Raw genomic sequence first — 23390 nt, forward strand, 5'->3', positions numbered from 1 at the left:
CCAGGGCTGGTCACGCACAACAATGCCATGCATGTCGGCAATCCGGAGAAGGAGAGCCGCATGCCCAGCCCGCAAACACCCGTGAATTCGCCTTTCGGCTATCGTTCGACCGCGTCCGAAGTGGCCGAACAGGTCGATCTGGCAGGTCGATACGTGGTCGTGACAGGCGGCTATTCGGGTATCGGAACCGAGACCGTGCGCGCGCTGGCAGGGGCGGGTGCCAAGGTCATCGTCGGCGCGAGGCGCGAAGCACAGGCACGCGAGGTTCTGGACTCATTCGAGGGCGACATCGCCATTCTGCCGCTCGATCTCTCCGATCCGCAATCAATCGACAGTTTCGCAAACTCCGTTGCCGAGCGCACAGCGAGCGTGGGCATCCTCGTGAACAATGCCGCGATCATGGCCAGCCCGCTGGCGCGCGACGCGCGTGGCTATGAAATGCAATTTGCGACCAACCACCTCGGCCATTTTCAGCTTGCCGCGCGGCTCTGGCCGCTACTGGTTGCCGATGGCGGAGCGCGCGTGGTGGCGCTGAGTTCGATCGGGCACCGGCTGCCGGGGCTGGATCTCGACGATCCGCATTTCGAGCGGCGCGACTATGACAAATGGCTCGCCTACGGACAGGCCAAGTCGGCCAATGCATTGTTCGCCCTGCAGCTCGACAAGCTGGGCGAAGCGCATGGCGTGCGTGCCTTCGCCGTGCATCCCGGCGGCATCGCCACGCCGCTTCAGCGCCACCTGACGATGGACGAGCAACGCGCAATGGGCTGGTACGACGAAGACGGCAATGTCCACGAGGCGTTCAAATCGACCGAGGAAGGTGCCGCCACCAGCGTCTGGTGCGCCACCTCGCCGCTGCTCGAAGGTATGGGCGGGGTCTATTGCGAGGATTGCGACATCGCGGTCGCGGCGGACCAGGACAACCCGCGCAGCGGTGGCTATTGGCCGCATATCCGCGACGAGGCGCTGGCCGAGCGGCTGTGGGCGGATTCCGAACGGATGGTAGGCGTCGAGTTCCGCCCCTAGCGCAGCGCGCGCCGCGTCACCGCGCGCCCGGCGAAAACGCCGATCAGTGCGAATGCCGGCAGCATCAGCCCCGGTGCGGGCAGCGCCGTGCCAGAGACGGTGGCGATCACGCGCGCCAGCGCGGTAAGGCCGAGCATGCTGGCGACGCCCATCACGAGCAGTCCGAAAGCATTCGCGACGAGCCCGTTGGCGCGTGTGCCCAAGCGCTCGACGTCGTTCATCGCCGCCAGCAGGAACAAGGCGACCAACGGCAGCAATGCCCCGTTGAACGCCTGCGCGGCGAGGATCGCCGGTGCGGGACGGATATCGGCAAGACCGAAACCCAGTCCGATCAGCAGGATGCCGCCCCATACGCCGCGGAAGCGCCAGCCCCGCGCGTGCCAGGCAGGGGCTTCGGCATCGCCGAAGAGCCCGCGCGCGGTCAGTGCCGCTGCGAGGGGCGCGGTCACCGCCGAAGAGATACCCGCCGCCAACAGTCCGATCCCGGCGCCGGTGCGTGCCCAGACACCGACCTCTGCCGCGAGCACAGTGCCGAGCGCGTCGAACGAGAACGCGCCATCGAGCGCTGTGCCGACCACGAGGATCGCGGCGGTAATAAGGACTCCGATCCCGACCGATACGGCCAGGCCGAAGCGCATGTCGTCCAGCCCCTGGCCACGCCCGAGGGCCGCGCCGAGGAACAGATTGTAGGGCACCACGGTGGTGCCCACGAGCGCGAGCACCGCCAGCAATGAAGTCGGATCGTCGGCGAAACCGGGTTTGGGCACCAGCCCCGTCAGCAATTCGCCTATCGAGGGTGCGAGCGAGACCGCGACGAGCAGGAAGCCCACGCCCATCAGCGCAACGAAGCCCGCCATCAGCCGCGCAATGAATTGCGGCGACCCGGCCATCAGCAGCGTGCCCGCCGCCAGCGCGACGATCACGGTCACGGCTTCGCGCGAGAGATCGAGCGCAAGCATGGCCCCCGCGGCACCGCCGAGAATATTGCCCGCCTCATAGGCCGCACAGCCCAGCAGGATCGCTCCCCCGACCAGCAGAACGCTGGCGATGCGCGCGAAACCGATCGGGTAGCGCGTGCGCAACACGCTGGCGAGATCTTCTCCGGTGGTGACGGCCAGTCGACCGGCGAATTCCTGCAGAGTGAAAGTCGCCACGCCTGAGAACAGAATCGCCCACAGCAGCGCGGTCCCGGCAGATGCACCCGCGCTGGCCGCTGCAGTGACCGTGCCCGGTCCGATGAATGCCGCGGCAATGGCGGACCACAGGAGGATCGAACCGATGCGTTTCATGGGCCGCCCTTGTGGCGCAAGCTGGCGCGCGCCGCAATCAGGCGCGACGACGGCCGGTTTCGCAGAGCGAAAGCGCCACGCAATCGGCGCACAACGGCCGGGCGGGGCGACACCAGGTCTGCCCCAGTTTCTTCATCAGCAGGTGGTGCTCGTCGTAATCGGCCCCCGACCATTCTTCGGGCATGGCAGGCATGATCGCGGCGAAAGCGCGCGCGGTGTTCGCCTTGGGCGGGATCAGTCCCATGCGTTGCAGGATGCGCGTGTGGTGCCCGTCGAGCACGATCGCGCGGCGATCGAGCGTGCTCGCATTCATCACCCCCGCGGCAATCTTGCGCCCCACGCCGGGCAGCTGCTCGAGCCAGTCCATCGCCGCGCCGGTCTCGATCCTTGCCAAATGAGCCAGATCCACCGCACCGCGCATGCTGACGAGCTCGGTCAGGCAGGCCTTCAGCCGCTCCGCTGCGATGTTCGGATAGGTCTGCGTCGCCAGTTCGGCCTGCAGCGCTTCCACCGGCGCCTCGGCGACCGCCTCCCAACTGCCCCATTTGCGCAAGAGCCGGTCGGCCGCCGCGTTGGAGACTTCGGATTTGGTCCGCGCACCGATGACGCCCTGCACCAGCACCCATTCGGGCTGGCGCCAAGCGGCGGCTGCGCGCTCGATATGACCGAAACGCTGGACCAGCAGTGCCTGGAGGCGGCGCAGTATCGCGGTGCGCGGATCTGCGCCAAGCGGCAATTCCACCGTCAGCGCCGCAAGGTCATGGCGATCCCTGCGACGATCAGCGCGCCCGATACCACCAGTTCGCGGGTGACCGCTTCGTCGAGCAGCGCAACCCCGCCGAGCGCTGCGACCAGCGGGGTGGCGAGTTGCACCGTCGCCAGCGTGGCCAGTCCCAGGGCCGGCGACACACGGTTCCACACGACATAGCCAAGCCCCGAGGTCACCGCGCCGGATAGCCCCGCGAGGATGAGCCCGTGAACGCCCGGCATACGATCGGACAGCGCGAGGAGCGGCAGCGCCAGCAGCGCGCCGATGGCAAAACTGCGCGCGGTGTGCGCGCTAGGTGCCGCCGCGCGACGGCCGATCATCGTATAGGCGCCCCAGGCGATCCCCGAGGCGGCCATGAACAGCGCAGGCCCCAAGCGTCCGCTTTCGACCTGCGGCACCAGCAGGACAGCGAGGCCCGTGAGCGACACCACCAGCCCGATCCAGCCGAGCAGACGGACGCGTTCGCCGCGCGCGATCCCGGTGAGCAGGATGGTTGCCTGCACGACCGCGAACAGGATCAGCGCGCCTGTCGCGGTGGGCAGTTCAACATAGGCCCAGGAAAACATAGCGACATATACGAACAGGCTGGCGCCGCCGGACAGGCTCCAGCGCCCCTCGCTTCGAACCAGCAGCGGCACCAGCACGAGTGCGCCTGCCGCGAGACGGACCAGCGAGAAGCTGGCGGCATCGATCGCGCCATCCACAAGAGCCGCGCGGGCGATGATCGAGTTGCCGGCAAAGGCGAGTATGGCCAGCGCAGCGAGCAGCGCGACTTGCCCCGCCCCGAAACGGGGTGCGGCTTCGGGCGTGCTGGGTGACGGGGACGAAGTCGCGGGTCCTATTCCCACTCGATCGTGCCCGGCGGCTTCGACGTATAGTCGTAGACCACGCGGTTGATGCCCTGCACTTCGTTGATGATGCGCGTCGCGACCCGGCTGAGGAAAGCGCTGTCGAAGGGATAGACGTCCGCCGTCATCCCGTCGGTGCTGGTGACCGCACGCAATCCGCAGACGCTGTCATAGGTGCGTCCGTCGCCCATCACGCCGACGGTCTTGACCGGCAGCAGCACGGCGAAGGCCTGCCAGATCGCATCGTAGAGACCTGCGTTGCGAATCTCTTCGAGATAGATCGCATCGGCCTTGCGCAGGATGTCGCAGCGTTCCTTGGTGACCTCGCCCGGAATGCGGATGGCGAGACCCGGCCCGGGGAAGGGATGCCGCCCGACGAAGATTTCGGGGAGGCCCAGCTCGCGCCCCAGTTCGCGCACCTCGTCCTTGAACAGTTCGCGCAAGGGTTCGACCAGCTTCATGTTCATGCGTTCGGGCAGGCCGCCGACATTGTGATGGCTCTTGATCGTGACCGAGGGCCCGCCGGTGAAGCTGACGCTTTCGATCACGTCGGGATAGAGCGTGCCCTGCGCGAGGAAATCGGCACCGCCGATCTTTTTCGCTTCGGCCTCGAACAGGTCGATGAAGGCGCCGCCGATGAACTTGCGCTTCTTCTCCGGGTCGGTCTGACCGGCCAGCCCGCCGAGGAACTGTTCCTCGGCATTCACATGGACGAGCGGGATATTGTAATGGTCGCGGAACAGCGTGACGACCTGCTCCGCCTCGTTCATCCGCATCAGCCCGTGGTCGACGAACACGCAGGTCAACTGGTCGCCAATCGCCTCGTGGATAAGCACGGCCGCAACCGCGCTGTCGACTCCGCCCGAAAGGCCGCAGATAACCTTGCCGTCCCCGACCTGCGCGCGGATCTCTTCGATCTTGGTCTTGCGGAATTCGGCCATGGTCCAGTCGCCCGCGAGCCCGCAGACATGGCGTACGAAATTTGCCAGCAGCTTGCCGCCGTCGGGCGTGTGCACGACTTCCGGATGGAACTGCGTGCCGTAATATTTGCGCTCCTCGTCGGCGATGACCGCGAAGGGCGCACCGTCGCTGGTGGCGACGATCTTGAAACCGGGCGCGAATTCGGTGACCTTGTCACCATGGCTCATCCACACCTGGTGGCGCTCGCCGGTCTGCCACAGCCCGTCGAACAGCGCGCAGGGTTCGGTCACGGTCAGATAGGCGCGCCCGAACTCGCCGCCCTCACCCGTTTCATGCCCTGGCCGCACCTGTCCGCCGAGCTGCTGTGTCATGACCTGCTGACCGTAGCAGATACCGAGGATCGGCAGGCCGCTGTCGAACAGCACCTGTGGCGCACGCGGGCTGCCCTCGTCGCACACGCTTGCCGGTGAGCCCGACAGGATGATGCCCTTGGGCCGGAGCCGGTGAAAGGCTTCCTCGGCCTGGGTAAAGGGCGCGATCTCGGAATAGACCCCGGCCTCGCGCACGCGGCGCGCGATGAGCTGGGTGACCTGGCTGCCGAAATCGACGATCAGGATGGAGTCGGGGAGGTGTTCTGGCTGCATGGTGGTCCCGTTAAGGCCAGCGTGCCGCTTCTGTCCAGCATTCGCACATGCCTCGACTGACGTAAGGCCGTTCGATCCGCCTTTGGTGCATGGCGCTCAACATCACCGCGCATATTTTGCACTTGCGAAGAACAATGGTGCAGCGCACAATCGGTCCCGAGAACAACACAATGGATGTTTGAAGAGCGACAACACCTTCCCCAGGAGACGCTCATGAAGTTCCACCACATTCTCGCCGCCGGCCTCGCTGCAACCGCCCTGCTGGGTGCTCCCGCACAGGCGATGTCGAAGCGCACCGAAGTCAGCATCGCGGTCGACTTCAACGACCTCGACCTGCGCGACCCTTCGCAGGTTGCCGAACTGCGCGAACGTGTCGATGCCGCAGCGGAAGCTGCGTGCACGCATCCCGACGCGCTGTCGGTCAACGCTTTCTCCTACGATCGTCGCTGCAAGGCGTCGCTGGTTGCTTCGGCCCAGCAGATGATCCGCCAGAAGGCCACCGCCACGCTCGCCAGCGCGCGCTGAGCAGACCGGTCAAAGAAGACCCGGCATCGCCCTCGGGGCGGTGCCGGGTTTTGCATGTCTGGAAGACGCGACGAATCGCGGTTGCGAGCCGGTTCAGTATTTTTGCAATGATCCGGTTGGCGAAACGCGTTGCGCAATTCGCAACATGTTTCAAAGTTTTCTCACTTTCGTTCGCGACGAGGTAAGATTATTACAAGTCTCACAGCCGGACGGTGAACCCTGACACTCCCGTTTCGGATCAGTTACAGAAGCGACGGCCCCCCAAGCAGCCGTTACTTCTGGCCTTCCTCGCCACCAGCGGCCGGCCTTCGAGCCCCCCGCACCGGCGAGGCGATATGGCAGCGAGTAGAGACGCGGCCGCCGACATTCCTCTCCCTCCCCCCAAGAAGTCGGTGCCGCGTCTCGAAACGCTGCGCCATCCCGTCTCTGGCATCGGGGTAATCGTCGGCGTTTTCAGGCAGGCACGCCGCGGCGCGCCGCTTCTTCGCGAAGATCGGTCTTCAGCAACTTGCCGATATGGCTGCGGGGCATCTCCGTTATCGGATGCAGTTGCGCGAGCCGCTGGGTCTTGCCTAGCCGCGCATTGACCGCTGCCCGGATATCTTCGCAATCGCGCGCGCCTTCCGCCAGCGTGACGAAGCCGACCGGGGTTTCCCCCCAGCGCTCGCTGGGCATGCCGATGACCGCGGCCTCGATCACGTCATCCTCCTTCGCGAGCTCCTCTTCCAGATCGACCGGGAAGATATTGAAGCCGCCCGAGATGATCATATCCTTCGCACGTCCGACGAGTTCGACGAAGCCTTCCGCATCGACGCGGCCGATGTCCCCCATGCGTTGCCAGACCTCGCCGGTTTCGGGATCGGTCCAGTAGCCTTCGCGGGTCTTGTCGGGCTGGTTCTTGTATCCCGCCATCATCGTCTGGCTGCGCCCGATCAGATTGCCTGCCTCGCCGGGAGCGACGGGGCGATCCCCGTCGTCGAGCACCTTCAGTTCGCTGCCGGGGGCCGGACGACCGACGGTGTGCAGCTTGTCGGGAAATTTGTGCGCTTCAAGCAGGCACACCACGCCCCCTTCGGTCATCGAGTAGATCTCGATCAAGGCGCCCGGCATCCGCGCGAGCACCTCGCGCTTGAGCTCGGCGGGGAAAGGCGCCGAAGTGCAATATTTCAGCTGCAGCGAGGACAGGTCGAATTCGTCGAAGCGCGGTTCCTGCATCAGTCGCCGATACTGGACCGGGACCAGCATGGTGATCGTCCCCGCATCCGCCTGCGCCCATTCGAGCCAGCGCAGGACATCGAATTTGCGCATCACGCGCACCGTACCGCCTGCCAGCAGCGCCGGGAGGAAGGCGACCATGGTGGTGTTCGAATAGAGTGGCGTCGAAGCCAGCGTGCGCACGGGCAAGCCGTTTTCGAGCCAGCTCGCTGCGGTCGCCGCGAACTGTCGCCAGCGCATCTGGTGCGAATGGACGATGCCCTTGGGTGTGCCAGTGGTGCCCGATGAATAGATGATGTTGAACGGATCGCCCGGCCGCGGCTCGAACGCAGGTGCCGTGCTGCCAGCAGGTGCCATCCATTGCTCGAGCTCTTCATCGAGCACGATGCAACTCATGTCGCTGAAGCAATGCGCGCCCAATTCCTCGCGCTTGACGCGATCGATGAAGATATGCGCCGCGCCCGAATCGCGCGCCATGCCGGCAAGCTGTTCGGCGCTGGCGCTGGTGGTCAGCGGCGCTGCCACCCCACCTGCGCGCACCGCGGCGAGGAAAACCAGCGCATAGGCCAGTGACGAATAGCCGAGAATGGCGACCGATTGGCCGCGCTCGAGCCCGTCGGCGCTGAGCCGCGCGGCGATCCGCTCGACCCGCTCGCCAAATTCTGCCCATGTGATGGAAACATCGTCGTCGCGCAATGCGATCCGGTCACCCAGTCGCGCTGCATTGTCGGCGATGATCTGCGAAAAGCTGCCGAATGGCTCGGTCAGAGCGGCACTGTGTATCTCTCCCATGTGCGGCACCCTATCGCGGCGTGCGCGCCTGTCTAGCCGCCAGCGAGGCTGCCCAGCCAGAATGCGAGGATCACACCCAGTGCGGTGGCGATTCCCGCCCAGTGCCTGTCTTCGCGAAAAGCTTGCGGAAAGACCTCGGTCGCAAGGCTTGCTACCACCGCCCCGGCTGCGAAACAGCGAATGACCGCCAGCGCGTCCTCACCCACGCCGGCAAGCGCGAGATTGCCGACGATCGCGGCGAGCGAGAGGATTGCTGCGGTCGCCAGCCACAGCAGCATCACCCGCGCCTTTGAGCGCCCGTCCGCTGTCATCGCCCGCGCCCCCCCTGCGGCCTCGGGCAGGTTGGAAAGCAGGATCGATCCCGCCAGCGCCGCCACTTCCATTCCGCCCGCGCCGATCAATGCCACGCCGAGCGCGAGGTTTTCGGGGACCCCGTCGAGCGTGATTGCCGCGAGCAGCCCGCCCCCACCGGTCGAGCCCCATTTCTCGTCGATCAGGTAATCGCAGATAGCGAAGGTCACCGCGCCCGCGGCGACTCCGGCAATGGCATGGTACACGCTGGCCTTGGCGATAGACGGTTCGATCAGTTCGCTGGTTACCGAAACGAGCAGTGCCCCACCCGCCAGCGCGACGAGGAAGCCTTCGACACGTTCGGGCAGCCGGCCGTAGATGCCCCATGCGGCGCCGACGACCAAGGCCCCCGACACCACCAGCACCACGGCCAGCAGCATCAGCATTCGATCACGTTGACCGCCAGTCCGCCCTGGCTGGTTTCCTTGTACTTGCTCGACATGTCGAGCCCGGTCTGGCGCATAGTCTCGATCACCTGGTCGAGGCTGACCCGCGCATCGGTATCGGGACGGTGCAGCGCCAGCCGTGCGGCATTGACCGCCTTCACCGCACCGATCGCATTGCGTTCGATGCAGGGGACCTGGACCAGCCCCCCGACGGGGTCGCAGGTCAGCCCGAGATTGTGCTCCATGCCGATCTCCGCCGCGCTGGCGACTTGCGCAGGCGAGGCGCCCCACAATGCAGCGAGCCCGCCCGCCGCCATCGAGCAGGCCACGCCGACTTCGCCCTGACAGCCCATTTCCGCGCCCGAAATGCTCGCGCGCTGCTTGTAGAGCAGGCCGATCGCCCCCGCGGTCAAAAGGAAGGTGCGCCGGCTCTCGCGGCAGGCCTGTTCCTCGGCGGTGACGCAATAGAAGCGAATCACTGCGGGGATGATCCCCGCCGCGCCATTGGTCGGCGCAGTGACCACGCGCCCACCCGCGGCGTTCTCCTCGTTCACCGCCATGGCGTAACAATTGAGCCAGTCGAACAATTGCTCGCGCTCGTTCGATTGCGGATTGGCGGACAGCTTGTCCCACAAATCGGGTGCCCGGCGCGCGACCTTGAGGCCCCCGGGCAGGATGCCGCGCTGGTCGAGCCCGCGGTCGATGCATTGGTCCATCGCCGCCGCGATCCGGTCGATCCCCGCCAGCGTGTCTGCCCGCTGGCGGAAGGAATCCTCATTGGCGAGAATCAGCTCGGCGATCGACAGGCCGGTTTCCGCGCAGGTAGCCAGCAGTTCGGCCGCCGATCCGAAATCATGCGGCACCTGCGTGCCCGTGTTGATCCGGTCGCCCTTGGGCTTGCGCGTGAGCTGCGCCTCCGAAGCCACAAAGCCGCCACCGGTCGAATAATAGGTCCGCCGCGACAGTCGGGCCCCTGCGCCATCGAATGCGGAAAGCTGCATGCCATTGGGATGCAGTTCGGGAATGATGTGCCCGGCGAGATCGATGTCCGCGCCCGGATCGAAGGCGATCTCGCGCTCGCCCCAGAGCGCCAGCCGGTGGCTGGAGCGGACGGTGGCGAGCGCCGCCGCAGCCTCGTCCGGGCAGGTCGAATCGGGCGCGAAGCCCATCAGCCCGAGCATGCTCGCATCCACCGTGCCATGCCCCACACCGGTCAATGCAAGCGAACCCTGCAGTTCGACGGTGATCCGCGCCGTGCGATCGAGCTTGCCGGCCTTGCGCAGCGCGCGCACGAAGGTCCGCGCAATCCGCATCGGCCCGACTGTGTGCGAGGAGGACGGGCCGATCCCGATGCGGAAGATGTCGAGCACCGATAGCATGGCTGCGGAATGCGCCTTCGCCGCCGTGAAATCAACCGGTTGCAAAAGAAACCGGCAGGCCTGCTAGCTGTGGGTAAGACGGGCAGCGAAACTTTGGCATTCCGCCCGCGAACGCCTATATGCTGGGCATGGACGATACCCCTGAGAACACGGGCGCAGCGGCGCCGAAAAAACCCGGTTACGGCGCGGATTCGATCAAGGTCCTCAAGGGCCTCGACGCGGTACGCAAGCGGCCGGGCATGTATATCGGCGATACCGATGACGGATCGGGCCTCCACCACATGGTGTTCGAAGTCTCTGACAACGCGATCGACGAGGCTCTGGCGGGCCATTGCGACCTCGTGCTGATCGAGCTCAACCCCGACGGATCGGTCTCGGTCGAAGACAATGGCCGCGGCATCCCGGTCGACATGCACAAGGAAGAGGGTGTTTCGGCGGCCGAGGTCATCATGACGCAGCTGCATGCAGGAGGGAAGTTCGAGAACACCAGCGACGACAACGCCTACAAGGTCTCCGGCGGCCTGCACGGCGTCGGCGTCTCGGTGGTCAACGCGCTGTCCGAATGGCTCGAACTGACGATCTGGCGTGACGGCAAGGAGCACTGGATGCGTTTCGAGCATGGCGACGCGGTGGAAAGTCTGCGCGTCGTCGGCGATGCTCCAAAGGTCGAACAGAACCCCGATGAGGACGGCTTCAAGAAGGGCACGCGCGTCACCTTCAAGGCCAGCGAAGACACCTTCAAGAACGTCATCGAGTTCGATTTCGAAAAGCTCGAGCATCGTTATCGCGAGCTCGCCTTCCTCAATTCGGGCGTTCGCATCCTGCTGCGCGACAAGCGCCACGAGGAACCGCTCGAACACGACCTGTTCTACGAGGGCGGGATCGCCGCCTTCGTGAAATATCTCGATCGCAACAAGCAGGCGCTGGTTGCCGAGCCCATCGCCGTGTCGGCGGAGAAGGACGGGATCGGGATCGATGTCGCGCTCGAGTGGAACGACAGCTATTACGAGAACGTCCTCACCTTTACCAACAACATCCCGCAGCGCGACGGCGGCACCCACCTCGCCGCTTTCCGTACCGCGCTGACTCGCACGCTGAACAATTACGCCAGCGCAAGCGGGCTGCTGAAGAAGGAAAAGGTTTCGCTCTCGGGCGAGGACATGCGTGAAGGACTGACCGCGATCGTTTCGGTCAAGCTGCCCGACCCCAAGTTCTCTTCGCAAACCAAGGACAAGCTGGTCAGTTCCGAAGTGCGTTCGCCGCTCGAAAGCCTGATGGGCGAGAAAATGGGCGAATGGCTGGAGGAAAACCCGAACGAGGCCAAGGCGATCATCCAGAAGGTGATCGACGCCGCCGCGGCCCGCGAAGCCGCCCGCCGGGCGCGCGAGATGAGCCGCAAGGGCGCGATGAGCATCGCCTCGCTGCCGGGCAAGCTGGCAGATTGCCAGGATCGCAACCCTGCCAATTGCGAACTCTTCCTGGTCGAGGGTGATTCCGCAGGCGGCTCGGCCAAGCAGGGCCGCGATCGCAAGACGCAGGCGATCCTTCCGCTCAAGGGCAAGATCCTCAATGTCGAGCGCGCGCGGTTCGACCGGATCATCAGTTCGAAGGAGGTGGGCACGCTGATCCAGGCGATGGGCACCGGCCTGCGCGACGAATTCGATCTCGAGAAGCTGCGCTATCACAAGATCGTGATCATGACCGACGCCGACGTCGACGGCGCACATATCCGCACGCTGTTGCTGACCTTCTTCCACCGCCAGATGCCCGAGATCGTCAAGGCGGGGCACCTCTTCATCGCGCAGCCCCCGCTGTACAAGGTCGCGCGCGGGAAAAGCGAGGTCTATCTCAAGGACCAGCCCGCCTACGATCGCTATCTCATCGCGCAGGGGCTCGATTCCCGCGTACTCGAGACGCAGGGTTCGGGTGTGGTGCGCGCAGGTGGTGAACTCGAGGCAATGGTCGCGCACGGCCTGCGAATGCGCAATCTGCTTGGCTTCGTGCCGCGCAAGTACAACAGCGAACTGATCGAGGCGATGGCGCTCGCGGGTGCGCTCGATCCGGTCGGCGATCGCCCAGCCGCGCTCGAGCGCGCGGCAGCGCACTTGCAGATGGGCGATCCCGAAGCGCGCTGGACTGCCGAGACCGGCAGCGACGGCAAGGTCCGCCTCAGCCGGTTGTGGCGCGGGGTAACCGATGTCCACGAGATCGATCCCGCCTTCCTCGACAGTGCGGAAGCGCGCAAGTTGCACCGCATTGCGCAGGAATTCGCCGATGCCTATGCCGCCCCCATGCGGCTGGTCCGCAGCGGTGCCGCCGAAGCGGTCGACGATGCCGATGCGGATAGCGGCGAAGACGATACGCCGATCCTGGCCGATGATGCGATCACCCTGCCGACCCAGTTGCTCGACGCGGTGCTGGCCGCGGGCCGCAAGGGCCAGAAAATCCAGCGCTACAAGGGATTGGGCGAAATGAACGCGGAACAGCTGTGGGAGACCACGCTCGACCCGGACAATCGTGCGCTGTTGCAGGTCAAGGTCGAGGACGCGGACGTCACCGACGAGATCTTTACTCGCCTGATGGGCGATGTCGTCGAACCGCGCCGCGAATTCATCCAGGACAATGCGCTGAACGTGGCGAATCTGGACGTCTGACGCGGTGAGCGGGCGGCAACCGGCATCGGCCACCGAGCGGGGCGGCTTCCTGCTCTTCCTTGGCCTGGTCTCGCTGGCGCTGCTGGCAGTGGTGCTGCCGTTCCTCACCCCGATGCTGTGGGCGGCGCTGGCGGCGATCATGTTCCAGCCGCTGTACCGCTGGTTCCTGGTGCGGCGGCCGGGGAAGGAAACGCAGGCGGCACTGGCGAGTCTCGTGGTGATCCTGTTCGCGGTGGTGCTTCCGGCGTTGTGGATCGGCAGTGCGGTGGTCGAGGAGGCGGCAGGCCTCTACGTCGCCTTCCGTGAAGGCAATGTCGACGTGTCGATGTATTTCGCACGGATTTTCGCCGCGCTGCCGGCCAACATCCAGGCCTCGCTCGACAGCGCGGGCTTCGGCGATTTCGGCGAAGTCCAGGCACGCGCGAGCGCTTTCGTGCAGGCGAGTCTCGGGATCATCGCGACGCAGGCGATCGCACTGGGGGGCAGCGTGTTCGGCTTCGTGCTGTCCTTCGGGATCGCGCTGTATGTCGGCTTCTTTCTGCTCCGCGACGGACGCGCGATCGGCCGCGCGATCGTCGCTGCGCTCCCCATGCAGCGCGCCGTCGCCGACCGGCTGGCCGAGCGCTTCCTGATCATCGTTCGCGCCACGATCAAGGGCTCTGTGGTGGTCGGGCTGGTGCAGGGCGCGCTGGGGGCGCTGACCTTCTGGATCGTCGGCATTCCGTCGGTGCTGCTGCTCGGCGTGATCATGGCAATCGCCTCGCTCTTGCCCGCGCTGGGTCCCGCGATCGTCTGGGTCCCCGCCGCAATCTACCTCCTCGCCACAGGCGCGATCTGGCAGGGCGTGGTGGTGGTCATTTCGGGTGTCGCGCTTATCGGCATGGCGGACAATGTCCTGCGCCCGATCCTGGTGGGCCGCGACACGGGCATCCCCGACTGGCTGATCCTCGTCACCACGCTGGGCGGCATTGCGCTGATGGGACTGTCGGGGATCGTGGTCGGGCCACTGGTCTGCGGGCTGTTCCTCGCCGCATGGGGCATTTTTGCCGAGCAGCGCGCGGGGGCCGCCTGACGGTCAGGCCGCGCGGATATCCTCGGTCCCGCGCGCACCGCCATCCTTCGCATCAAGCCCGGAGAAGATCGCCCCCACGATCAGCGCCAGCTTTTCTTCGCTCAGCTTATCCTCGATCATCGCGATCATGTAGGGCTGGAGATAGCAGCTCACCATCTGGTTGATCATCGACATCGCCATGTCGACCTCGAGCCCCTCGAGATAGCCATCCGCCTGCGCCTCGGCGATCAGCTCGCACAGGTAATGGTCGGCGAGGTCGATATAGCTGCGGGCATAATCGAAATAGCGTTCGCCCATCTCGACATAGAGGTTGAAAGTCGCGGGATCGTCGCGGAAATTCTGCCGCAGCAGGATGAACCGACGCGCGAAGAACTCGTACATCTTGCGCGGCGGCGGCAGGTCGGAAGCCATGACTTCGTCCATCACCGCCAGCTTGGGCGCGAACCACTCGGCAGTGACCGCCTCGAGCAGGTCGCTTTCTTCGGGGAAGACAGCGTCGATCCGCGCACGCGCGATGCCCAGTTCGGCGGCGAGTCGGGTGCGCGAGACCTCTTCGCCCTTGCGCTCCATCAGCGCCATCGCCTCGCGCGCAAAGCGGCGACGCAATTCGTCGATCTCGTTCTCGCTCATGCGATGCGCGCTCCCCATTCGTCCTGCGCGTAAATTAGGCGAGGACGCGCGCGGGTTAAACCCCCTAGCGGTTCAGTCGGCCGAATTCTTCGGCGGACGCGGGAAGAATGCAGAAGTGCGCGCCTTGTAATCGGCATAGCCCGGCCGCGATTTCTTCATCCCGCCTTCGAGCAGCGGCGCGCCCGACCAGCGGGTCAGGGTGAAGGTCAGGAACAGCGGCCCGATCACCGTCGCCGCAGCGACCCACCAGCCGGCCGAAGCCGAAGCGATCCATATGCCCCACCACACGCAGGCATCGCCGAAATAATTGGGATGGCGGGTGTACCGCCACAGCCCGCGGTCCATCACCTGTCCTTCGTTGGCCGGGTCGGACTTGAACCGCGCGAGCTGCCAGTCGCCCACCCATTCGAAGAAAATCCCCACCAGCCAGAGGGCAAGACCGATGAGGGCGAGCCCGCTGACAGGGGTGAGCGAGGCGGCTTCGAGAATGCCATATTGCGCGGGGCTGGAGACAAGGAACAGCAACACCGACTGGCCGAGAAATACCTTGGTCAGGGCTGCCCAGCCGAATCGCCCGCGTTCGCGGTCCTTGGCAAGCATGCGCGCATAGCGCTTGTCTTCGCCTTCGCGCCGCCAGCGGATCAGCAGGTGGATTGCGAGCCGCAAGCCCCAGATCGCCGCCATCGCCATCAACAAAGTGGCCAGCGGCCCCGGTTCGGCGAGGCGCAGCCAGCTGACCACGGCCATGATCGCCATGCCGCCGCCCCAATAGGCATCGACGAAACTGACATCGTCGATCTGCACCGCGATCACCCACAGCACCAGCGCAAGACCCAGCAGGATCACGATATTGGCAAGCAGGGCTTCGACGATCATTCCGCATTCTCCGCAACCAGGCGCAGCGCCTGCTGTTCAAGGACCTTGTAGCGCTCGTAATCGGGCAGGCTCGCCCGCATGAAGCGCGCGATCTCGAGCAATGTCTCTCCGTAATTCGCACCCGGTTCGATCGGCGGCCCGAAGCCGAGCACGCGGCGTTCGTTGCATACCCAGGTCGGCACGATCGGCACTCCGGCTGCACGGGCGATGTTGTAGAAACCCGATTTCCACTCGCCATCCGAACTGCGCGTCCCCTCCGCCGCAATGACCAGCGCAAGCTGGTCGCGACGCGCGAATTCGGCGGCTACCTGCTCGACGACATTGCTGCGCCGCGACCGGTCGATGGGAATGCCGCCCATGTCGAGCATGAAGTTGCGCATGATCCCGCGAAACAGCGTGTGCTTGCCCATGAAATTGGGTTCGATTCCCTCCGCCGCGGTGGCACCGGTGAAGAATACGAAATCCCAATTCGACGTATGCGGCGCGCCGGCGATGACATATTTGTCGATCGCGGGCAGATGGCCTTCAAGCCGCCAGCCCCGCCAGCGATAGATCGCAAGGATGATCCGCCGCACGATGCGCGACAGTACCGACCGCTGGCGACGCGTTCCACTCGACGACACTTCACTCTCCCCTGGGGATCGGACCTAGCAGTTGCGCAGGGGATTGCGATAGGGCGGTTTCGCGCCATTTACATCCGGAACACCCCGAATTGCGGACGCTCCGCAATCGGCGCTTCGAGCGTGGCGGAAAGCGCAAGGCCGAGCACGTCGCGCGTTTGCACGGGGTCGATCACGCCATCGTCCCACAACCGCGCGGTCGCGTAATAGGGATTGCCTTCGTCTTCGTATTTTTGGCGGATCGGAGCCTTGAATTCTTCCGCCTGTTCGTCGGTCCAGCTGTCGGCATCGCGGTGGACGGTGGCGAGCACGCTCGCCGCCTGTTCGCCGCCCATCACCGAAATGCGCGCATTGGGCCAGGTAAACAGGAAACGGGGGCTGTAGGCACGGCCGCACATGCCGTAATTGCCCGCGCCGAAACTGCCCCCGATCACCACGGTGAGCTTGGGCACGGTCGCGGTGGCGACCGCGGTAACCAGCTTGGCGCCATGCTTGGCGATTCCCTCGGCCTCGTATTTCCCGCCGACCATGAAGCCCGAGATGTTCTGCAGGAACAGCAGCGGGATACGCCGCTGACAGGCCAGTTCGATGAAATGCGCGCCCTTCTGCGCGCTTTCGGAAAACAGCACGCCGTTGTTGGCGAGAATTGCCACCGGCATGCCCCAGATATGCGCGAAACCGCAGACCAGTGTGCTGCCGTAATGCTGCTTGAACTCGTGGAACTCGCTGCCGTCGACAATCCGCGCAATCACTTCATGCACGTCATAAGGCGCGCGCACGTCTTCGGGCACCAGCGCATAGAGATCTTCGGCATCGAATTTGGGCGCGCGCGGCTCCTTCAGCTCGATGCCCTCGGCCGCGGCGTGGTTTTCGCCGAGGTGGCTGACGATATCGCGCACGATGGTGAGCGCGTGCTCGTCATTCTCCGCCAGATGGTCGACCACGCCGCTCTTTTTCGCGTGCAAATCGCCGCCGCCCAGATCCTCGGCGCTGATCTCCTCGCCCGTCGCGGCCTTCACCAGGGGCGGGCCGGCCAGGAAAATCGTGCCCTGGTTGCGCACGATCACGGTTTCGTCGGACATGGCGGGGACATAGGCGCCGCCCGCAGTGCAACTGCCCATCACGCAGGCGATCTGCGGGATGCCGAGCGCGCTCATATTGGCCTGGTTGAAAAAGATGCGGCCGAAATGGTCGCGATCGGGGAAGACCTCGGCCTGGTGCGGAAGGTTCGCCCCGCCGCTGTCGACGAGATAGATGCACGGCAGGCGGTTTTCCTGCGCGATTTCCTGTGCGCGCAGATGCTTCTTGACCGTCATCGGGTAATAGGTGCCGCCTTTTACGGTGGCATCGTTGCACACGATCATCACCTGCCGGCCCGATACGCGGCCGATACCGGCAATCAGCCCCGCGCCATTGATCGCGTCCTTGCCATACATGCCATTGGCAGCAAGCTGGCCGATCTCGAGGAAGGGTGAGCCCGGATCGAGCAGCCGCTCCACCCGTTCGCGCGGCAATAGCTTGCCCCGCCCGACATGCCGTTCGCGGCTGCCTTCAGACCCGCCGAGCGCGGCCTCCGCAACGGCGGATCGCAATTCGGCGGCGAGCGACTTGTTCTGCGCGAACCGCGCCTTGGCGTCGGGCGCTTCGCGGTCGAGCGTGGAAGTGAGAACGGGTGCGGTCATCTCACCCCGCCGCCCCGATCAGTTCGCGGCCGATCAGCATGCGGCGAATCTCGTTGGTGCCGGCGCCGATGTCGAGCAGCTTGGCATCGCGCATGTAGCGTTCGACCGGCCAGTCGAGCGTATAGCCCGCGCCGCCCAGCGCCTGGACGCTCTCCGCGGCCACGCGGAAGGCATTTTCGGATGCCAGCAAGATCGCCCCCGCGGCATCGAAGCGCGTCGTCTGGTCGGCATCGCAGGCCTTGGCCACCGCATAGGTGTAGGCCCGCGCCGACTGCAGCGCGACATACATGTCCGCGACCTTGGCCTGCATCAGCTGGAAGCTGCCGATCGGCTTGCCGAACTGAGTGCGCTCGCGAAGATAGGGGATGACCGTGTCGAGGCAGGCCTGCATGATCCCGAGCTGAAGCCCGGCAAGCACCACGCGTTCGTAATCGAGCCCGCTCATCAACACGCCGACGCCGCCGTTCAGCGGGCCCATGACGCGGTCTTCGGGCACGAAGCAATCGTCGAACACCAGTTCGGCGGTGGGCGAACCGCGCATACCGACCTTCTCGATCTTCTGGCCGATAGAGAAACCTTCATCGTCCTTCTCGATCAGGAAGGCGGTGATCCCGCGCGATCCCGCGCTGCCGTCGGTCTTGGCATAGACCACCAGCGTATCAGCATAGGGCGCGTTGGTGATCCAGAATTTGGTGCCGTTGAGAATGTAGCCGTCCACGCCGTCGCGCGATGCGGCTTCCGCCTTAAGCTTCATCGAGACGACATCCGAGCCCGCCGAAGCTTCGGACATGGCGAGCGAACCGACATGTTCGCCGCTGATCAGCGGGGCGAGATACTTCGCTTTCTGCGCGTCATTGCCCCAGCGGCGGATCTGGTTGACGCACAGGTTCGAATGCGCGCCGTATGACAAGCCGAGCGAAGCCGAGGCGCGGCTGACTTCCTCGACCGCGATGACGTGTTCGAGATAGCCGAGGCCGAGCCCACCATCCGCTTCGTCGACGGTCAGACCATGCAGGCCGAGCTCGCCCATCTGGCGCCACAGCTCGTCGCGCGGGAAATGGTCTTCGCGGTCGATCTTCTCGGCCAGCGGGGCGATCTGTTCGTCGGCGAAGCGGGCCACGGTCTCGCGGATCATCTCTGCGCTCTCGCCGAGCTGGAAATCGAAATGGGGGGTCGCGCGCATGCTCTCTCCTTGGGGCTCGCGAAGATTCTCTTTGTCGGGCGGGCCGATAGCGGAGCGCGCCAGATGGGGCAAACGCAATAGGCCGTCTTGATGTGATCCAGCGCGGAATTGCTTTACCTGCGAGACGCTTGCTTCTAGTCGGCAAGTTTCGGCCATGTATCGCAAACCCAGCATACTGTGGCCCGAGGGCGTACTGCCTTCGGATGCCTATTGCGACGAGGACAAGCGCCTCGCGGTGCTCGCTGCGCACGGTACGCAGGGAATGGTCGACGATCCCGAATTGCAGGAGCTGGTCGACCTCGTTGCCAAGCTGTGCGACGTGCCGATGGCGATGGTGACGGTGGTCGAGGAAGGCCGTCAGCTGTTCCTTACGCGAACCGGGATCGACGCGCGCGAAACCCCGCGCCCCACCAGCTTCTGCGCGCACGCCATGCTCGGCGCCGAGCCGATGGTCGTGCCCGACGCGCGCGAAGATGCGCGCTTCGCCGACAACCCGCTGGTCACCGACGAACCGCATATCCGATTCTACGCCGGCCACCCGCTGATTTCGGTCGAGGGGGCGCCGCTCGGCGCGCTCTGCGTGATCGATACCAAGCCGCGGCCGGGAGGGCTGAGCGACATCCAGCGCGAGTCGCTTTCGGTGCTTGCCAAGTCGGCGATGCGGCGCATTTCGCAGCGCCGCCTGGGCGAAACCGCACAGGAAGCGGTCAACATGCGCGAAAGCTATCTCCAGCGCATGATCGACAGCGTGCCGGGAATCGCCTGGTCGGCCGACGGGGCGGGCAATTTCGACTATGTCAGCGCGCAATGGAGCGAACTGACCGCCACCACGCAGCCGCGCCGGCTGGATGACTGGAAGAACGCCGTCCATCCCGAGGATTGGGTACAGGCTGCAGGCGCCTTCCAGGCATCGCTCGATAGCGGCAAGCCGTTCGAATACGAATGGCGGCTCAAACTGTCCGACGGCAATTACCGCTGGATGCTGGCGCGCGCGGTGCAGACGCCCACCGACGAGGGCCAGAACCGCTGGTTCGGCACCGTCATCGACGTCGACCGCCAGCACCGCCTGTCCGAAGCGCGCGACCTGCTGGCACACGAACTCTCCCACCGGATCAAGAACATCTTTGCGGTCGTTTCCGGGCTCGTGGCGATCCGCGCGCGCAACCGCCCCGAGGTCGCCGAATTTGCGGCCGAATTGAACGAGACCATTCGCGCGCTCGGCGCGGCGCACAATTACGTGCGTCCGCATGAGGGCCAGCGTGCCAGCACGCTCTCGGGCCTGCTGGCCGACCTTCTGGCGCCCTATGGCAGCGCCGAGGAAGGCCGCTTCAGCGTCACCGGTCCCGGGATCGAGATCGGCGCCCGCGCCGCGACCCCGCTGGCGCTGATCTTCCACGAGCTGGCGACCAATTCGGCCAAATATGGGGCGCTGTCCTGTCCCGAAGGGCACCTGACCGTGACGGTCGAGGAAGAATGCGAAAGCGGAGGCGAGGGCAGCGTGTGCGTGAGCTGGGAAGAGCAGGCCAGCAGCTGCGCCGACCCCGACAAGTCGGAACACGAGGGCTTCGGCTCGCGATTGCTGCGCATGGCGGTCGAAGGCCAGCTTGGCGGCACTTTCGAGCGGACCTTCTCTGCCGACGGGCTCGACGTGCGTATCGTCTTTCCGCGCAAGTCGATCGAGAACTGATCCCCCGCCTCGCCTTGCACCGGTCGCGCGGCTGTGCTTTGCCTCCGCCCATGCGATCCATCGTCACTTCCGCACAGGCGCTCGCGCTGCCGCTGTGCGCGCTCGCCGCGTTGCCGGGATGCAGTCCGAGCGAGGAGGAGGGCGAAGCGATAGCGACCGCGCAGCAGGTCGCCGAGGGGCAGGCCGCGGCATCGCCCTCGTCCGCACCCGCGCCGGACGGCTTTGCAGCCACCGCGTGGCGCGCGCTGGCTGCCGATGGCGCGCGCTACACCACCTATCTCGACCAGGACGGCACTTACCGCGACCTGCGCAATGGCGATCCGTGGCAGACCGGTGAGTGGACCTATGCCGACGGCGAGGATGGCAAGCGGTTGTGCTTGCGGCCCGATGCCGACACCGCAATCGAGCGCTGCTGGGAGCCTGACCGGATGCGCGGCGACATGATGCGTCTCGAAGGCGAGACCGGAACGCTTATCGAACTCGAGAGCGTAGAATACGTTCTGCCGTCCGCTCAGCCGTCCGACGCGAGTGACGATCCCGCGTGACCAGCCCGGCCCAGCCTTTGGTCGAGTTTCGCGAAGTCCGCAAAAGCTATGAGACGACCGAAGCCGTGGCGGGAGTGTCGCTGACGATCGCACCGGGAGAATTCGTGGCCTTGGTCGGGGCCTCGGGTTCGGGCAAATCCACATTGCTCAAGACCGTCAACCGCCTCGTCGATCCAAACGGGGGTACCGTCCTGTTCGAGGGCGAGCGCGTCGAAAGCCTGCCGCTCGCAGCCCTGCGGCGCAGGATCGGCTATGTCTTCCAGTCGATCGGCCTGTTCCCGCACATGACGGTGGGCGAGAACATCGCGATCGGCCCGCGGCTGGTGGGCGAGCGCCTGCCCGAAGGCCGGATTGCGCGCCTGCTCGAACTGGTCGAACTCGACCCGGCGATGGCTGTCCGCCTGCCCGACGAACTGTCGGGCGGACAACGCCAACGTGTCGGCGTGGCGCGCGCTCTCGCCAACGATCCGCATTTGCTGCTGATGGACGAACCCTTCGGTGCGCTCGACCCGATCACGCGCGATGCGCTGGGCGAGCGTGTTCGCGCGCTGCATGCCGATCTCGGCCTGACCACGGTCATGGTGACGCATGACATGGCGGAGGCGCTGCTACTGGCCGACCGCGTGCTGGTGATGGACGGCGGGTCGATCGTCGCCGACGAAAATCCGCAGGCGCTGCTTCACGGCGCTGGCGGCACGATCGCACAGGACCTCGTCGCCGTTCCCCGCGCGCAGGCCGACCGGCTGGCAGAGCGCGCACGGTGAGCGAAATCGGCACTGCCCTGCTCGGCCTTGGCGACAAACTCGCCGCGCATGTCCTGCTTTCGGCAGCGGCAATCGCACTCGGCATCGCGGTGGCGCTGCCGCTGGCGATCTGGGCCAGTCGCTCGCCCGCCATCGCGCGTGCCACGCTGGGTTTCGCAAGTCTCGTCCAGACCATCCCCGCGCTGGCGCTGCTGGCGCTGTTCTTCCCTATCCTGCTGAGCCTGCGCGCAGTGTTCGGCGAAGGACTGCCGACGCTTGGTTTCCTCCCCGCACTGCTCGCGCTTTCGCTCTACGCGCTGCTGCCGATCCTGCGCAATGCGGTGACCGCACAGGCCAATCTCGATCCCGGCATTCTCGAAGCGGCGGATGGTGTGGGCATGAGCTTCTGGCAGCGATTGCGGCTGGTCGAGGCCCCCTTGGCCGCACCCTATGTCATGGCGGGCATCCGCACCGCCGCGGTGTGGACCATCGGCGCCGCGACGCTTTCGACCACCATCGGCCAGCCAAGCCTCGGCGATCCGATCTTCGCGGGACTGCAGACGCAGAACTGGGTGCTGGTGCTGGCAGGGTGCATCGCGAGCGCCGGGCTTGCCCTGGTCGCGGACGCGCTGCTCGGCACGATCGAAAAGGGGCTGGCGACCCGCCGCCGACGGCTCAGCCTCGCGGGACTGGTCGCAGTGCTACTGGGGATCGTCGCCGCGCTTGCGGTACAGTTCGGCAACCGCGCGGAGGATCGCATCGTGATCGGGGCCAAGGGCTTCTCCGAACAGTATATCCTCGCGCGACTGATCGGGCAGCAGCTCGAAGCAGCCGGCTATACGGTCGATTATCGCAACGGGCTCGGTTCGGCAGTCGCACACGAGGCAGTCGCCAACGGCGCGATCGACGTGCTGGTCGATTACACCGGCACGATCTGGACCAACCAGATGGAGCGGCGCGACACGCCCGATCGCGACACCATGCTGGCCGAGATCGAAGAATGGGAAACGCGCACCACCGGAACGCACGTGCTGGGCCGGCTGGGGTTCGAGAATGCCTATGGACTGGCCATGCCCCGCGCCCGTGCCGAAGCGGGTGGCTTCGCCGCCATTGGCGATCTCGCCGCGCGCGGACAAGGCATGACCATTGGCGGCGATCCCGAATTCTTCGAACGCCCCGAATGGATCGCGGTGCGCGACGCCTATGGGCTGCGCTTCGCCGCCCAGCGCAATTTCTCGCCCACCTTCATGTACAATGCGCTGCAATCGGGCGAAGCGGACGTAATCGGCGCTTACACCTCCGACGGCCGGATCGCGGCGGACGATCTGGTCTTCCTGGACGATCCCGAAGGCGCCTTTCCCAATTACGACGCCATCATCCTGCTGAGCCCCGAAACGGGCGCCGATCCCGACATCGTCGCCGCCCTCCAGCCGCTGGTGGGCGCGATCGATGTCGAGGCGATGCGCGCCGCCAATCTCTCGGTCGATCGCGACAACGACAAGTTGTCCTTCACCGAGGCCGCGCGCGAGCTCGCCGCGCGCATCGGTCTCTAG

20 protein-coding genes are annotated in these 23390 nt (G+C 65.6%); 8 read left to right on the top strand and 12 right to left on the bottom strand.

The genetic code is table 11. The features are described from left to right. Positions 1-60 precede the first annotated feature (60 nt). Positions 61-1026, top strand: coding sequence for an oxidoreductase (locus FHS69_RS08445; RefSeq protein ID WP_166777349.1), 966 nt, complete (start codon positions 61-63; stop codon positions 1024-1026). Here the strand turns inward: FHS69_RS08445 and FHS69_RS08450 are convergent. From FHS69_RS08450 to guaA, 4 genes are read right to left on the bottom strand one after another with little or no spacing between them, the layout of a single operon-like run. Then, positions 1023-2315: an NRAMP family divalent metal transporter gene (locus FHS69_RS08450; RefSeq protein ID WP_166777350.1), complete on the bottom strand. Its 1293-nt coding sequence runs from the start codon at positions 2313-2315 to the stop codon at positions 1023-1025. The genes FHS69_RS08445 and FHS69_RS08450 overlap by 4 nt on opposite strands. 37 nt (positions 2316-2352) lie before the next feature. Beyond that, a complete protein-coding gene (locus FHS69_RS08455) occupies positions 2353-3057 on the bottom strand; it encodes an endonuclease III (protein WP_166777351.1) in 705 nt (234 codons plus the stop codon). Positions 3058-3059: 2 nt separating this feature from the next. Beyond that, a complete protein-coding gene (locus FHS69_RS13950; protein ID WP_208380272.1) occupies positions 3060-3932 on the bottom strand; it encodes an EamA family transporter in 873 nt (290 codons plus the stop codon). Continuing rightward, on the bottom strand, positions 3923-5497 hold the full coding sequence (gene guaA / locus FHS69_RS08465) for a glutamine-hydrolyzing GMP synthase (RefSeq protein ID WP_067465753.1): 1575 nt from the start codon (positions 5495-5497) through the stop codon (positions 3923-3925). Before guaA ends, FHS69_RS13950 begins: the two co-directional genes overlap by 10 nt. Before the next feature lie 213 nt (positions 5498-5710). Between guaA and FHS69_RS08470 the strand changes: the two genes are divergently transcribed. Next, positions 5711-6022 (top strand): UrcA family protein, encoded by a 312-nt coding sequence (locus FHS69_RS08470; RefSeq protein WP_067465751.1) that lies wholly within the window; start codon positions 5711-5713, stop codon positions 6020-6022. A gap of 453 nt (positions 6023-6475) precedes the next feature. On the opposite strand, the gene FHS69_RS08475 is transcribed toward FHS69_RS08470, so the two are convergent. From FHS69_RS08475 to FHS69_RS08485, 3 genes are read right to left on the bottom strand one after another with little or no spacing between them, the layout of a single operon-like run. Then, on the bottom strand, positions 6476-8029 hold the full coding sequence (locus tag FHS69_RS08475) for a class I adenylate-forming enzyme family protein (protein ID WP_166777352.1): 1554 nt from the start codon (positions 8027-8029) through the stop codon (positions 6476-6478). A gap of 32 nt (positions 8030-8061) precedes the next feature. Then, positions 8062-8766: a ZIP family metal transporter gene (locus FHS69_RS08480; protein WP_166777353.1), complete on the bottom strand. Its 705-nt coding sequence runs from the start codon at positions 8764-8766 to the stop codon at positions 8062-8064. Further along, entirely contained in the window at positions 8760-10145 is a 1386-nt protein-coding gene (locus tag FHS69_RS08485) for an L-serine ammonia-lyase (RefSeq protein WP_166777354.1), read from the bottom strand. Before FHS69_RS08485 ends, FHS69_RS08480 begins: the two co-directional genes overlap by 7 nt. Before the next feature lie 128 nt (positions 10146-10273). On the opposite strand from FHS69_RS08485, the gene gyrB reads away from it, so the two are divergent. Continuing rightward, positions 10274-12799, top strand: a complete 2526-nt coding sequence (gene gyrB, locus FHS69_RS08490) for a DNA topoisomerase (ATP-hydrolyzing) subunit B (protein ID WP_425128218.1) — start codon at positions 10274-10276, stop codon at positions 12797-12799. Positions 12800-12803: 4 nt separating this feature from the next. Continuing rightward, positions 12804-13871 (top strand): AI-2E family transporter, encoded by a 1068-nt coding sequence (locus FHS69_RS08495; protein WP_166777356.1) that lies wholly within the window; start codon positions 12804-12806, stop codon positions 13869-13871. A gap of 3 nt (positions 13872-13874) precedes the next feature. Here the strand turns inward: FHS69_RS08495 and FHS69_RS08500 are convergent, their stop codons facing one another. The 5 genes from FHS69_RS08500 to FHS69_RS08520 form a co-directional block, all read right to left on the bottom strand. Further along, positions 13875-14501, bottom strand: coding sequence for a hypothetical protein (locus FHS69_RS08500; protein ID WP_067466152.1), 627 nt, complete (start codon positions 14499-14501; stop codon positions 13875-13877). A gap of 72 nt (positions 14502-14573) precedes the next feature. Further along, positions 14574-15377: a DUF1295 domain-containing protein gene (locus tag FHS69_RS08505; protein ID WP_166777357.1), complete on the bottom strand. Its 804-nt coding sequence runs from the start codon at positions 15375-15377 to the stop codon at positions 14574-14576. Then, positions 15374-16000, bottom strand: coding sequence for a 1-acyl-sn-glycerol-3-phosphate acyltransferase (locus tag FHS69_RS08510; protein ID WP_067500019.1), 627 nt, complete (start codon positions 15998-16000; stop codon positions 15374-15376). Before FHS69_RS08510 ends, FHS69_RS08505 begins: the two co-directional genes overlap by 4 nt. Before the next feature lie 68 nt (positions 16001-16068). Further along, positions 16069-17679, bottom strand: coding sequence for a carboxyl transferase domain-containing protein (locus tag FHS69_RS08515; RefSeq protein WP_166777358.1), 1611 nt, complete (start codon positions 17677-17679; stop codon positions 16069-16071). Between the two features lies 1 nt (position 17680). Continuing rightward, positions 17681-18862: an acyl-CoA dehydrogenase family protein gene (locus FHS69_RS08520; protein WP_067501801.1), complete on the bottom strand. Its 1182-nt coding sequence runs from the start codon at positions 18860-18862 to the stop codon at positions 17681-17683. Between the two features lie 154 nt (positions 18863-19016). Between FHS69_RS08520 and FHS69_RS08525 the strand changes: the two genes are divergently transcribed. Genes FHS69_RS08525 through FHS69_RS08540 form a run of 4 tightly spaced genes read left to right on the top strand, consistent with a single transcriptional unit; the run spans position 19017 to position 23390 of the window. Continuing rightward, positions 19017-20549, top strand: a complete 1533-nt coding sequence (locus FHS69_RS08525; protein WP_166777359.1) for a sensor histidine kinase — start codon at positions 19017-19019, stop codon at positions 20547-20549. A 50-nt stretch (positions 20550-20599) separates the two neighbouring features. Then, on the top strand, positions 20600-21094 hold the full coding sequence (locus FHS69_RS08530) for a hypothetical protein (RefSeq protein WP_166777360.1): 495 nt from the start codon (positions 20600-20602) through the stop codon (positions 21092-21094). Then, positions 21091-21858, top strand: a complete 768-nt coding sequence (locus tag FHS69_RS08535; RefSeq protein WP_166777361.1) for an ATP-binding cassette domain-containing protein — start codon at positions 21091-21093, stop codon at positions 21856-21858. The genes FHS69_RS08530 and FHS69_RS08535 overlap by 4 nt, the downstream gene beginning before the upstream one ends. Continuing rightward, positions 21855-23390, top strand: coding sequence for a glycine betaine ABC transporter substrate-binding protein (locus FHS69_RS08540; protein ID WP_166777362.1), 1536 nt, complete (start codon positions 21855-21857; stop codon positions 23388-23390). Before FHS69_RS08535 ends, FHS69_RS08540 begins: the two co-directional genes overlap by 4 nt.

It is taken from the genome of Qipengyuania flava, assembly GCF_011762005.1.
In the GTDB taxonomy this organism is placed as follows: Bacteria; Pseudomonadota; Alphaproteobacteria; order Sphingomonadales; family Sphingomonadaceae; genus Qipengyuania; species Qipengyuania flava.